This is a genomic window from Pandoraea sp. NPDC087047, assembly GCF_044745225.1.
Classification (GTDB): domain Bacteria; phylum Pseudomonadota; class Gammaproteobacteria; order Burkholderiales; family Burkholderiaceae; genus Pandoraea.
In genome coordinates this window covers 609,416-623,307 of sequence record NZ_JBIUZU010000002.1, presented here as the reverse complement: position 1 = coordinate 623,307, position 13,892 = coordinate 609,416, and the positions used below count along the sequence as shown (strand labels likewise).

General features: G+C 64.2%; 6 protein-coding genes and 1 pseudogene. 4 read left to right on the top strand and 3 right to left on the bottom strand.

All coding sequences use genetic code 11. The annotated features are described in order from the left end of the window. The first annotated feature begins 18 nt into the window (after positions 1 to 18). Positions 19 to 5,616: an amino acid adenylation domain-containing protein gene (locus ACIPHM_RS05510; protein ID WP_400325286.1), complete on the top strand. Its 5,598-nt coding sequence runs from the start codon at positions 19 to 21 to the stop codon at positions 5,614 to 5,616. 62 nt (positions 5,617 to 5,678) lie between these two features. On the opposite strand, the gene ACIPHM_RS05505 is transcribed toward ACIPHM_RS05510, so the two are convergent. Both ACIPHM_RS05505 and ACIPHM_RS05500 read right to left on the bottom strand, forming a co-directional pair. Next, a complete protein-coding gene (locus tag ACIPHM_RS05505) occupies positions 5,679 to 6,989 on the bottom strand; it encodes a lysine N(6)-hydroxylase/L-ornithine N(5)-oxygenase family protein (RefSeq protein WP_400325284.1) in 1,311 nt (436 codons plus the stop codon). A 23-nt stretch (positions 6,990 to 7,012) separates the two neighbouring features. Further along, positions 7,013 to 7,783, bottom strand: a pseudogene (locus ACIPHM_RS05500) (GNAT family N-acetyltransferase); the annotation flags it as partial. A 260-nt stretch (positions 7,784 to 8,043) separates the two neighbouring features. On the opposite strand from ACIPHM_RS05500, the gene ACIPHM_RS05495 reads away from it, so the two are divergent. Then, positions 8,044 to 9,735, top strand: a complete 1,692-nt coding sequence (locus ACIPHM_RS05495; protein ID WP_400325282.1) for a cyclic peptide export ABC transporter — start codon at positions 8,044 to 8,046, stop codon at positions 9,733 to 9,735. Between the two features lie 329 nt (positions 9,736 to 10,064). Here ACIPHM_RS05495 and ACIPHM_RS05490 read toward each other — a convergent pair whose 3' ends face one another. After that, positions 10,065 to 11,006, bottom strand: a complete 942-nt coding sequence (locus ACIPHM_RS05490) for a LysR substrate-binding domain-containing protein (protein WP_400325280.1) — start codon at positions 11,004 to 11,006, stop codon at positions 10,065 to 10,067. A gap of 98 nt (positions 11,007 to 11,104) precedes the next feature. Here ACIPHM_RS05490 and ACIPHM_RS05485 point away from each other — a divergent pair, with 98 nt between their 5' ends. After that, positions 11,105 to 12,499 carry a D-serine ammonia-lyase gene (locus ACIPHM_RS05485; protein WP_400325278.1) on the top strand — a complete coding sequence of 465 codons (1,395 nt, stop codon included), beginning with the start codon at positions 11,105 to 11,107 and terminating at the stop codon, positions 12,497 to 12,499. Between the two features lie 38 nt (positions 12,500 to 12,537). Further along, a complete protein-coding gene (locus tag ACIPHM_RS05480; RefSeq protein ID WP_400325276.1) occupies positions 12,538 to 13,857 on the top strand; it encodes an MFS transporter in 1,320 nt (439 codons plus the stop codon). Positions 13,858 to 13,892 lie beyond the last annotated feature (35 nt).

Sequence of the window (13,892 nt, the reverse complement as noted above, 5' to 3'; positions counted from 1 at the left end):
GCGTACTGGTTCCTGCTGGTGCAGGACTTCGCAAGGCAGGGACAGCGCGACTACGGCGCACTGCGTCAGGTACATGCCGGGGGCGAGGCGATGCCTCCGGAAGGGCTCAAGGCGTGGCGAGAGGCGGGGCTGGGCCACGTGAAGCTGCTCAACACCTATGGACCGACCGAAGCGACGGTGACGGCAACGGTGCTCGATTGTGCGCCGTACGTGCAGGGCGCAGCGGTGCCGGTACAGATGCCGATTGGCAAGCCGCTGGCGGGGCGTCGCGTTCACGTGCTCGACGCGCAGTTGCAGGCGACGCCTGCGGGGGTAGCGGGCGAGTTGTGTATCGGTGGCGAGTTGCTGGCGCGCGGCTATCTGGGACGTGCGGGCCTGAGTGCGGAGCGCTTCGTGGCGGATCCGTTCGGCCCGGCGGGTGGCCGCCTGTACCGCACGGGCGATCTGGTGCGCTGGACGCGGCAAGGGGAGCTGGAGTATCTGGGCCGTATCGATCATCAGGTGAAGATTCGCGGCTTCCGCGTGGAGTTGGGCGAGGTGGAGGCAAGGCTGCTGGCACAGCCGGGCGTGCGCGAAGCGGTGGTGCTGGCGCAGCCTGCGCCGGGTGGTGGCTTGCGTCTGGTTGGGTACGTGTCGCCGCAGCCGGGTCAGGTGCTCGATGCCGAAGCGCTGCATCAGGCGCTGGCGCAAGTGTTGCCCGAGTACATGGTGCCGGCGCCGCTGATGGTGCTGGAGAAGCTGCCGCTCAATCCGAACGGGAAGGTGGACCGGCAGGCGTTGCCGGCGCCGGATGCGGTGCAGGTGGCATCCGAGCCGCCGCAGGGCGAAGTGGAGACGGCACTCGCTGCGATCTGGGCTGAGGTGCTGGGGCGCTCCGCTGTCGGCCGACACGACAACTTCTTCGCGATCGGTGGCGATTCGATCCTGAGCTTGCAGATCGTGTCGCGTGCGCGTCTGGCCGGCTGGGCGGTGACGCCGCGCCAGATGTTCGAACAGCAAAGCGTGGCGGCACTGGCGGCGGTCGTGCAGCGGCAATCCGCGATTGACGCACCTGCGCAGCCCGAGGTGCGGGGCCGCCTTGACGACTACCTGACGCCCGAACAGATGGTGCGTCTCGATTTCGGTGCCGACGCTATCGAGGACGTGTATCCCCTCTCGCCCACGCAGGAGGGGATGCTCTTTCACACGCTGGAGACCGCCGGTAGCGGGCTCTACATGAATCAGCGCAGCGTCCCCGTGCGCGGGCTTGACCCTGAGCGGCTCGACAAGGCATGGCAGGCAATGGTGCATCGCCATCCGATCCTGCGTACGGCATTTGTCTGGCAAGAGGGCATGGCGCGTGCGGTGCAGGTGGTGCGTCGTGAGGTGTCCACCGGCATCACGCTGCTCGATTGGCGCGGCGAGCCCGATGCCGAGCAGCGCCTTGTCGCGCTCGCGGACGACGAGTTGCGACGCGGATTCACGCTACTCGATCCCCCGCTGTCGCGCGTGTGCGTGGTGCGTCTTGGCGAAGACCGTTACCAGATCCTGTGGACCGAGCACCACATGTTGCTCGACGGCTGGGGCGAAACGCGCCTGATGGGCGAGTGGCTGCAAGCCTACGCGGGCGAGGCATTGGGCGACATGGCGCCCGGCTACGGCAACTACGTGCGCTGGCTTGGCGAGCAGGACCCGGCGGTGGCCGAGGCATTCTGGCGTGAGGCACTGCAGGGAGTCGAGGGGCCGACGCTGATCGCCGAGGCCGTGCGTGCGCCGCTGGATGCCTCTGGCTACGACAAGATCTATACGCGGCTGACACCTGACGCGTCGCGCGCACTGCAAGCCTTTGCACAGCGTGAGCGCGTGACCATGAATACGCTCGTGCAGGCAGCCTGGGCACTCACGCTTGAGCGCCATCTGGGCCGCCAGCATGTGGTGTTCGGCGCAACGGTTGCCGGGCGGCCACCGTCGCTGCCGGGGTCGCAGGAGATGATGGGCCTGTTCATCAACACGATTCCGGTGCCGGTATCGATGGCCCCGGCACAGCCGCTCGGCGACTGGTTGCGCGAGCTGCAGGACCGCAACCTGCAATTGCGCGAATTCGAGCACACGTCACTCGCCGATATCCAGCGTTGGCAGGGCTCGTCGGGCCGGCCGCTGTTCGACACGATCATCGTGTTCGAGAACCATCCCATCTCGCAAACGCTGCGCAATGCCGCCAGTTACGGGCTTGAATTCGGGCATGTGGCCAGCCAGTCCCTGACCGGCTACGCGGTGGACCTGCAGGTGATCCTGCAGGAGAGCGGTCTGGAGATCGAGTACTGCTGCGCGCGCCAGCAGATCCCATCCGATTTCGCGCATGCGTTGCGTGCTCAGATGGAGCAGTTGCTCGGCAGCTTCGCTTCGGCGGCGCAGCGCCCGCTGGGCGAGTTGTCCTGGCTGACGCCGGCGGCGACGCAATCGCTCGAAGCGCAGGGACGCCAGGCGTTGGCGCTGCCGGGCGCCGATACCGAGCCGGCGCTGGTGCATGCGTCGATTGCCGCCCATGCGGCGGCGCGTCCCGATGCCGTGGCCGTGCGCATGGGGCAGCAGGCCCTCAGCTTTGGCGAGCTGAACCGCCGCGCCAACCAACTGGCCCACGCGATGATCGCGCGCGGCATCACACGCGAAAGCCTGGTCGGGGTCGCATTGCAGCGCTCGCCGCAGATGATTGTCGCGTTGCTTGCCGTACTGAAAACCGGTGCCGCGTATGTCCCGCTGGACCCGGCGTATCCGGCGGACCGGCTCGCCTATCTGGTCGAAGACAGCCGTCTGGCCCTGCTGGTGACCGAGCGCGCCGTGCGTGCGCGTCTGGCGCTGGACGACACCGTCGACATGCTGGAACTCGATGATCTGGGGTTCGATACCTTCGATACATGGCCCGATACCGATCCAGACGTGGTAGTGCCACGACAGGGGCTGGCCTACATCATCTACACGTCGGGCTCCACGGGCCGGCCGAAGGGGGTGGCGGTATCCCACGGTCCCATCGCCATGCATTGTCGCGCCACCGCACGCATTTACGCGATGACCCCGCAATCGTGTGAAATGATCTTCATGTCGTTCTCGTTCGACGGCGCGCACGAGCGCTGGCTCACTGCGCTGACCACCGGTGCGAGCATCGTGCTGCGCGACGACGAACTGTGGACGCCCGAGCAGACCTACGACGCCTTGCGCCATTTCGGCGTGACGCACGTGGCCTTCCCGCCTGCCTATCTGGGCCAGATCGCCGAGTGGGCGGTCGGCCGCGAGGACATCCCGCCGGTGGAGGTCTACGTATTCGGTGGCGAAGCGATGCCGCGTGCCACCTACGATCTGGTGCGACGGACGCTGCGCCCACGCTACATGCTCAATGGCTACGGGCCGACGGAGACGGTCGTCACGCCATTGATCTGGAAGACGCCGGCGGATCGGGCGATCGATTGTGCGTATGCCCCCATTGGGCGCCCTGTGGGCGAGCGCACCGTCTGGGTGCTGGACGAGAATCTGCGCCTCGTGCCGCCCGGTGACGTCGGGGAACTCTATGTGGGCGGCGAGGGCGTGGCGCGGGGTTATCTGCGGCGTCCGGGCCTGAGCGCCGAGCGCTTCGTGGCCGATCCGTTCAGTACCGACGGCGGCCGGCTCTATCGCACCGGTGACCTCGTACGCTGGATGGACAATGGCGATGTCGAGTACATCGGACGTGCCGATCATCAGGTCAAGGTGCGCGGTTTTCGCATCGAACTTGGCGAGATCGAAGCGCGCGCCCGTGAGGTGCCGGGGGTGCTCGACGTGGCGGTAATGACGCGCAGCGGCCCGTCCGGCAACCAGCTCGTTGCCTATCTGGTGCCGCTGCCGGGCATCGATGCGGCCGACCTGCCCGAGCGGGCCCGGGTGCAGTTGGCCGCCCGTCTGCCGGAATACATGGTGCCCGCGCACCTGATCGTGTTGCCGGCGCTGCCGCGTCTGATTAGTGGCAAGCTGGACCGCGCCGCGCTGCCGGAACCGACAGCCAAGGTCGAAGCGCTCTACCAGGCGCCGCGCAATGACGTGGAGCATCGGCTGGCGCAGATCTGGCAGCAGGTGCTGGGCGTGGCGCGCGTTGGCATCTCCGACAACTTCTTCGAGCTGGGTGGCGATTCGATCCTGAGCCTGCAGGTCATATCGCGCGTACGCAACGCGAAACTGGGTATCACGCTGACCCTGCGTGACCTGATGCGTCACCAGACCATCGCCTCGCTGATGGCGCGTGACGTGGCACCGGTGCCGGTCGCGGCGCAGGCGCAGGTGGCCGCGAGCCCGGTCGAAGGCATTGTGCCGATGATTCCCATCCAGGCATGGTTCTTCGAGACGTCGATTCCGAATCGTCATCATTACAACCAGTCGGTGCTGCTGCGAGCCGAGGGGCGGCTAGTCGACGCGCACCTTGCACGTGCCGTCGAATGCATCGCACAGCGGCATCATGCCTTGCACATGCGCTTTACGCAGCAGCCGGACGGTGTCTGGGTGCAGACCTATGCCGCGCGCGAGGCCGATGGCGTACTGTGGACGCGCGACGTGGCCAATGGCGACGACATCGCGGCCGTGGGCGATACCGCTCAGCGCAGTCTCGATCTTGAGAAAGGGCCGCTCTGGCGCGTGGTGCATATGCGGCATGCCGACGGCAGTGCGCGGCTGCTGATCGTCGTCCATCATCTGGTGGTGGACGGCGTCACGTGGCGCATCCTGCTCGAAGACCTGCAGACCGTCTACCGTCAACTGTCGCAAGGGCAAACGGCAACGCTGCCGCCTGCCGGCGCATCGTTCAAGGCCTGGGCGGAGCACCTGCGCGCGTTGGCGGTCTCGCCGGCGTTACTCGCCGAGGCGGCGTACTGGCAGGCGCAGGTGCGTGATACCGCAGACCTGCCGCGCGACAACGCAGGCGTGACGGCGCGCGTATCGCGAACGGCTTCGGCCCGTGTGGTGCTCGATCGCGAGACCACCGGACGTCTGCTGCGTGCGGTGCCCGCGGCTTTCCAGACCGGCATCGAGTCGTTGCTGCTGGCAGCGTTGTCACGCGTGATGGCCCGCTGGACCGGTCACGGGGCCACGCTGGTGAGTCTGGAAGGGCATGGCCGTGAGAGCGACGACGTCGGACTGGACCTGAGCCAGACCGCGGGTTGGTTCACCAGCGTGTATCCGGTGCGGCTGGCCCATGGTCACGACACGATCGAGGACGGTATTGCCGCCACGCGGGATGTGCTGCGCGCAGTCCCCGGCAAGGGCATCGGCTATGGCGTGCTGCGCTATTGCAGCCCCGACAAGGCGGTGCGTACGGCGTTGCAGGGGGCGGAACCTCGTATCACGTTCAACTATCTGGGTCAGTTCGACCAGACGTTCGGTGTGCATACGGATTTCCTGCCCGCGACGGAAGGTGCCGGTGCCATGCGCAGCGAGGCGGGACCGCTGGCGAACTGGATCGAGATCGTGGGGCGGGTCTATGACGGCCAGTTGTCCGTTAGCTGGATCTACAGCGACGAGATGTTCCGTGCGCAGACTATGCAGGCGCTCGTGGACGCCTATCGTGCGGAGCTTCAGGTCGTGGCACGGCTAGGCGAACCGGCAGACGCCTCGACCTAACGCGCGGGGCACCTCCAGCGCGGCGCACGTGATGCGTGCCCGCGTTGGAGGGCGGGCGCGTTTCAGGCTTGTGCCGCGAGGGCCGGTTTGCTGCGCGACGCATCGCTGGCGTAGCGAGTGGAAGGGGAGGATGCCTCCAGCGCCGCGGTGATTTCCCCGGAGCGCACCGCCGTCACGGATAGCAACGTGTCGCTCAGGCCATGGCTCGATTCGCATGCACCTTGCAGGAAGATGCCGGGCTGGAATTCGGCAGTGGTCGACAGTCGATAGTTGCGATCCACCACCATGTCGCCCAGCCAGGGTGCCAGCGGTGCCAGCAGGTCGCGATGGTGGCGCCGCTCGTAGCCGGTGCCGAGTACGACGAGATCGTAGCGGCCCGGCGTGACACGGTCTGTGTCCAGATCGTGCAGATTCAACTGGATACCGTCATTCGCGGCGTGGGCCGCACGCACTTCGTGGCGACGCAGGATGTGATGCCGGGCTTCGCCACGCGCGCGTTGCTCGTAGCAAACCTTGTATATCGTCTCGATGATTTCGAGGTCCGGCGCTGCGTAATTGGCGTGCCAGTAGCTGCGCAGCATGGCGTTGCGCTCGTCGACCGGACGGTGATAGACGTAGTCCACATACTCGGCGTTGAACACCTCGTTGACGAACGGACTGTTATCCGACGGACGAATCGTGTATCCGCGCATGATCAGGTCGATGCTGGCCGCAGGGAACCGGCCATGCAGGTCCATGAACAGCTCCGCCGAGCTTTGACCCGCGCCAATCACGGCGATGCGTCGTGGATCGCGGTGCTCGGCAATACCGCGCACGTACCGGCTCGAATGGATGACACGGGCGTCGTGGCCGAGCGCAGCGAAGACCTCCGGAATACTCGGTGTCCCCCCCACGCCGATCACCAGGTTGCGGCCCAGGCGCTCGCGCAGCTCGCCGTTGCGCAGGCGGGTTCGCACTCGCACCAGCGAAACCTCGCCATCTTGTATCTCCGGCAGGACGCCGATCACTTCCTCGCCATAGGCGCAGCGGTCCTCGAAGTGCGAGGCCGCCCAGGCAAGGTAGTCGTGGAATTCGTGGCGGCTGGGGAAGAACGTCTTCAGATTGATGAAATCCTGCAGCCGCCCGCGCTGGTGCAGATAGCTGATGAAGGTGAAGCGGCTGGCAGGGTTGCGCAATGTGGCCAGATCCTTCAGGAAGGAGATCTGCATATGCGAATTTTCCAGCAGCATGTCCTGGTGCCACGCAAAAGCCGGTTGTTTCTCGATGAAGATGGTGGATAGCGGGCGCGTGCCGGACTGCTGCTCTTCCAGCGCAATGGCCAGCGCAACGTTTGACGGGCCGAAGCCAATGCCGATCAGGTCGTGGACTTGCATAGGGATGTCTTGGGCAGTAGAAGTCATGGAGTGCCGACGGCGGCCTGGGCGCCGTCGCCGGTTTGCGGCAGCCAGAGCGCTTCGCTGAAGAAGCGCTCCCGCAACAGCACGCCGAGCACGGCGCGCTTGTGAGGGAAATCGAATTCCTTGAGCAGCGCGTAGCCGCACCGGCTCAGGCTCTTGCGCATCTTGACGTTGTCGGCGCGCGGCTCGATGACGAGGCGCTGGGTGCGGCAATCGTCGAGAAACAGGTAGTGGGAGATCGACGGCATCCACGCCGTCAGCCAGGGCCGGCCGCGAAAGCGCGGCTCGCCAATGAGTACATGCCAGCCGCGGTCGTAGTCGGCGGCGTCGCAGAACGGCGCGATACGGTCTTCACGCGCCCAATAGGTCTCAAAGTAGCCGAAGGGGGTGCCGTTGAAGCAGCCGATCAGCGCGGTGACGTGCGGATCGGCCGCAATGCGTTCCAGATAGGCACGCTGGTGATCGAGGTCTCCATCCTCATTCCAGAAATGGGCCACCACAGGGTCGTTCATCCAGCGGTGCATCAGCGGCAGGTCCGCTTCGAGGTCAACCGTGCGGAACGTCAGCGTCTGGTCGAGCCAGGGAATGTCGCGCGTGTAGACCACGCCCTTCGGCTTGGGCGGGCGCTGAGGATGCCGCTTGCCGTCGGTGAGCGTGTGGACCTGCGGAAACGGCGGGCGTGGTGCGGGCAGCCACGGATCGGGTTGCTGCCATTGCATCATGAGAGCCGCGTTAGCCACGCTAGCCGAGGTCGCGACGGAGCGCGTGCCGGACTGAAAAATGGGGGGCGATATCAAGGTGTTGTGCACGGGTTCGGAGCTGCATCCATGTGAAAGAGGCGCGCAGACGACACGGGACAAAGCCCGGTGACGTTGCCTGTTCGCGTCCATGCCACACAAGGACGGCCAGCCGGCGGAAATGTTCAGAACACCGAACGTGAACCTTCCTGAACATTCAGCAGGCGACTTCGTCATGCGTATTGTCCGGTGCACCGCGCCGTCTTGTGCCGCCGACGCGGCAACGGAACCTCATGCGATCGTCACATAGTCCTGCCGTTGAAGTTTTTCGCTTGCTCAAGCCGTTTTTGCCGTGGATCGTGCTATCCGCCGTCACCGGTATCGGTGCTGGTGTGGCCACGGTTGCCCTGCTGTCGACCATCAATTCGGTGCTCAACCGCCCGGGCGGCATGGCGGGTGGGCTGCTCCTGACGTTCATCGCGCTTTGCCTCGCGGCGCTGGTGGGCCGTGCCGTCTCGGATATCTCGACCAACCTCGTCGGGCAGCGGCTGGTTGCGACCGTGCGTACCAGCCTGGCGCGCAAGATTCTGTCCGCGCCGATCGATGTACTGGAGCGCTACCGCACGCATCGGCTGATGCCCGTGCTGACGCAGGACGTCGACATGATCAGCGACGTGGCGTTCTCGCTGTCTGCCACCGTCATTTCCTGCGCCGTGGTGATCGGCTGCCTGAGCTATCTCGCCATTCTTTCGCTGCCGCTGTTCGGCATGCTGTTGATCATGCTGTTGATCGGCGCAGCCATTCAGACGCGTGCCATGTCCCATGGCATGGCCGGGTTCTGGCAGGCGCGCGACCACGAGGAACATCTGCACAAGGCGTTCGCAAGTATCAGCGCGGGTGCGAAGGAGCTTCGCATGCACCGTGCGCGACGCATGGGCATTCTGAGCGGCCAGGTCGAACATATTGTCGAAGCCATTCGACGTATCAATCGTCGCGCCATCAATACCTACGTGATCGCTACCGCGTTTGGCTCGGCCCTGTATTTCCTGTTGATTGCAGTGATCCTGGGATGGGCGGCGATGCGCGACGTGGAACCCGCCGTGCTCAGCGGGTTCGTGCTGGTGTTGCTGTTTCTCAAGGGGCCGGTGGATCAGATCGTGGGCGCGCTGCCCGGCATTGGGCGCGCCAAGGTGGCGTTCGGGCGGGTTGCCGACATGTCGCTGCGTTTTGCCAACCCCGAGCCGCACCTCGTGCTCGAACAACCACCTGCCCAGGTGCGTCTGGCGCATGGCATCGAGATGCGCGGCGTAAGCTACCTTTTCGAAGCGCCCGATGGCTCGACGCCGTTCCAGCTCGGCCCGGTGGACCTTGTGCTCCGTCCGGGGGAACTGGTCTTCATCGTGGGCGACAACGGATCGGGCAAAACTACGCTGATCAAGCTGCTGCTCGGCCTCTATGCGCCGCACGAAGGCGCGGTCATCCTCGACGGGACGCCCGTGTCCGCGATGACACGCGACGACTATCGTCAACTGTTCACCACCGTATTCGCCGATTTCTACCTGTTTGAGGATCTCGTTGCCGACGCAGGCGGTGCGGCGGCATTGCCCGAGGCGGCATTGCCCTATCTGGAGCGGCTGGAGATTGCGCACAAGGTGCGCGTGAAGGACGGCGCCTTTAGCACGCTTGACCTGTCTACGGGACAGCGCAAGCGCTTGGCGCTGGTGCATGCCTATCTGGAAGGGCGGCCGGTATTGGTGTTCGACGAATGGGCCGCCGATCAGGATCCGACATTCCGACAACTGTTCTACACGGAGCTACTGCCGGAGCTGCGAGATCGCGGTCATCTGGTGGTGGTCATCTCGCATGACGATCGCTACTTCGATCTGGCGGACCGCGTAGTCAAAATGAAGGCAGGGCGTATCGCGAGCGACGAGCGCAGGCGAGAAGGAAATTCCGCCGACGCGGTAGTCGACGCCGTCAAGTGAGCCGCATGCCGCGCTTATTCCCTGGTTATCAATGCAAACCATCTGGGTGGAAAATAGACCAAATTTATCTATAGTCCTTGCCTGTCATGATTCCCGGCGACAGTCGCTGACGTGCGCGTTTCCCAACGCGGCGTCTGGCACTGTCTCCAAGTCCGTCACGAGCACCCGTCGCGCCATACGCACTTCGGGTCTTTGAAGCACCCAGGCATGATCGACACGACACACCTCTCCCCCTCACTTCGCGTGCGTGCCTGCGTGTGGCACGGCGTGCTTATCTACCTGGCCTACGCGATCGTGTTTTACGCGGTCTTTGTGCTTGCGGGCCCCGCCTATCGCTGGATGCCGAGAATACTGAGCCGGTATTGATCGAAGCGCCGGCATTCGTTCTGCATCCAGTTGGAGAAGATGGTGGTTCGCCGGTCGAAGGGGTCTCGTGAGAGAAGCACATATCTCGCGGGCGACTTCACCGGGTTTCCGTAAATCGGTACGAGGCGGCCGCTTCGAATGTCGTCGTAGATCAGCGCAGTCCGGCCGATGGCGACGCCCTGATGGTTGGCGGCTGCGGCCAGCGCAAGACTCGACAGGTTGAATTGAGGGCCGTCGATGTCGTGCTGGTCGCCGGGGTGGTTTGCCTCCATCCAGGTGCGCCATTCCACGAATTCGGTAGCGCCCACCCACGGCGAAGCGTCGTGGAGAAATACCACGCCGTCGAACGATGCCCCCTGCGCGAGCCCCGGATGCGCCGCCAGGTACTCCGGGGTCGCCACCGCGACCAGGAACTCATCGAGCAACACATCGGCTTTGACCTCCGAGTAGGTCATCGGGTCATAACGGACCGCGATGTCGATGTCGTCTACGCGCATGGATTGCCGGTCCACACTCTGGAATTCCGCCTTCAACCTCACGGAAACGTCCGGCTCCTGCCGATGGAATTCCGTCAGCCGGGGCATCAGCCACTGAAGCGCGAAGGACGGCAGGCAACTTACCTGCAACGGCGAATTCGAGATGCCGAGCCTTTGCAGCGTGGCCTGTATGTCGCCCAGCGCGCGAGTCGTCACCTCAAACAGAATCTCTCCGTTCTCCGTGAGCTTCAGGCTACGGGCTTGCCGGACAAACAACAAATAGCCCAGCCGGTCCTCCAGGTGACGGATTTGCTGGCTGACGGCACTCTGCGTCAGGCTCAACGACCGGGCCGCCTGCGTAAAACTCAGCAGTCGAGCGGCAGCTTCGAAGCACCTCAGGGCGCCGAGCAGGGAGGAATCCAGGTGCATATGTATTAGTCCAGCTAATGTATTCATTAGAATCCAGCGCTATTTTTACCCGATATCGAGCGCTAGTATTCCGAGAAGTATTAGCAATTCCTGGAAAAATGCCAACTATGCGTCTCCCGATCCTGCCTGAACCCATATTAGCCAAGCTTCAATCAAAATCGCCGACGCTATGGTTGAACGACCGGCTGGGACAGGCGCTCCCCCCGCAGGATTTTTCGACCGACGCGATTCTGGACGCCCAGGCGCGCATGCGCCGTTGCGCGCCGTTGCTTGCCGATCTGTTCGAAGAACTGGTGGACGCAGGCGGGGAAATCGAGTCGGCCTTGATGCGTGCCGATCCACTCAAGCCGGTCTCCGCCAACGATCCCATCGGCGACGACAGCGCCTGGTTCCTCAAGCGGGACGACGCATTGCCCGTCGCGGGTTCGATCAAGGCGCGCGGTGGCTTTCACGAAGTGCTGGCCGTCGCGGAGCGAATTGCGCTGGAGCGAGGCATCCTGTCCGACGATGACGACGACCGTCGTGTGCTTGCGTCGCCGGCGGCCAGAGAGGTGTTTGCACAGTACGCTGTGGCAGTGGGCAGCACTGGGAACCTTGGACTGAGCATTGGCGTGATGGCCGCGGCGCTGGGGTTCGATGCGGTGGTGCACATGTCCGCGGATGCGAAGGAATGGAAAAAGGCGCGGCTGCGCAAGCGCGGCGTTCGCGTCGTGGAGCATGTGGGGGATTATGCGCAGGCCGTTGCCGCCGGACGCGCGCAAGCCATGGCCCTTGCGCGCAGCCATTTTGTCGACGACGAGCAATCGCCGCTGCTCTTTTTCGGCTACGCTGCCAGCGCGCGATACCTCGCGGCGCAACTCGCCGCTGCCGGGAGAAAGGTAGACGCGCAGCATCCGCTGTTCGTCTACCTTCCGTGCGGTGTCGGTGGGGCGCCGGGCGGCATTACCTACGGATTGAAAGCGATCTTCGGCGCCCACGTTCATTGTTTCTTTGCCGAGCCGGTGGCATCGCCGTGCATGCTCGTACAACTGGCGTCGAAGCGCGATACGCCGGTGTCCGTCTATGACATCGGCCTGGACAACAAGACGGATGCCGACGGTCTGGCGGTCGGCGAGGCGTCTCATCTGGTGGCCCCCCTTATGGTTGCCCAACTGTCCGGCGTTTTCACGGTTGCCGACGACGAACTATTCCTGAACCTGCGAACGTTGAAGTCGCGCCTGGGCGTGTCGGTCGAGCCGTCGGCTGCCGCAGGTCTGAGCGGCCCCGGCTGGATGCTCGACTCCGCCGAGGGGCAGGCATACGCGCGGGCGCACGGCCTGGACATGCGCCAGGCGACCCACGTGATCTGGTCCACGGGCGGCTCGCTCGTGCCCGCGGAGGAGCGCCGTGGATTTCACGACCGTGCCGAAGCGCTGGCGCGTCGTCAGGCGCGTGAACAAACGGACGCCCAGACGCGCGGACCAGCGCACGAGCACACACAGCAAGCCAACTGAAGCATTTACCAAAACAATTCGACGCAGGAGTCAGGCTCATGGAACAACAGGCAACGCTCTCGTCGAACGCCAGTGTCAGCGCTGAGCGTTCGATTTTTGAAGACGCCACGTATCGGAAGGTCGCACTGCGGTTCATTCCGTTCCTCATGCTGTGCTACGTGGTGGCGTACCTCGACCGCGTCAATATCGGGATCGCGAAGCTGAACATGCTCACCGATCTGCAATTCAGCGAAGCGGCCTATGGCCTGGGGGCGGGTTTGTTCTTCGTGGGCTACATGCTCTTCGAGGTGCCGAGCAACCTGATCATGCATCGAGTCGGTGCCCGGCTCTGGATTGCCCGCATCATGATTTCGTGGGGGGTTCTGTCCGGCATCATGGCGTTCGTTACGGCGCCGTGGCAGTTCTATGCGGTGCGTTTTCTGCTCGGCGTTGCCGAGGCGGGGTTTTACCCCGGCGTCATTCTTTTCCTGACGTACTGGTTTCCGAATCACCGGCGCGCGAAGATGACGGCGATATTCCAGGCGGGCATTCCCGTTGCAGGACTGCTTGGCAGCCCGCTGTCCGGGTGGATTCTCGACACATTCCATCAAGTCGGTGGTCACGCCGGCTGGCAATGGGTGTTCGTGCTGGAGGCTCTACCGACGCTTCCTCTGGCCATCGGCGTGCTGTTCATCCTCACCGACCGGGTCAAAGACGCTAAATGGCTGACCCGCGAGCAGCGCGAGCTCATTGCCCACGATATCGCACAGGACGAGAAAGGGCGGCCGCATATGCCCCTGTCTCAAATTCTGCGCGACATCCGTATCGGGAAAATCATTCTGATGACGTTTCCGGCGATGATGGCGCTCTACACACTCGGCTTTTACCTGCCTACGTTGATCCGGGACGCGGGCGCCGTCGGCGGGCTTGAGGTCGGCTGGCTCAGTGCCATTCCTTACTGCGTCGCTGCCGTTGCCATGGTTCTGGTCGGCCGAAGCTCGGACCGCCGTCGCGAACGTCGCTGGCACCTCGCAGGCATCATGTTCCTCGGCGCTTTCGGCCTGGCGGCCAGCGTGTTTGCGGGTCAGAATCTGACGCTTGCCGTGGTTTCGTTGTCGATTGCGGCGGCGGGGATCATCAGCTTTTCGCCGATCATGTGGACATTGCCCACGGCGTTCCTCGGCGGCGCGACGGCCGCGGCGTCGATCGGTGCGATCAATAGTCTGGCCAATCTTGGCGGGTTCGTGAGTCCGTACCTGATCGGCTGGATTCGCGACACGTATCACAGCACGGCGCCGGCCATTTTCGTCATCGCAGGCTCGCTGCTCATCAGCGCGCTCATTGCGCTGAGCTTCGACCCGAAAACCGTGAACCGGTAAGTATCGCCAGACTGAATCAGGAGATTTCGATAATG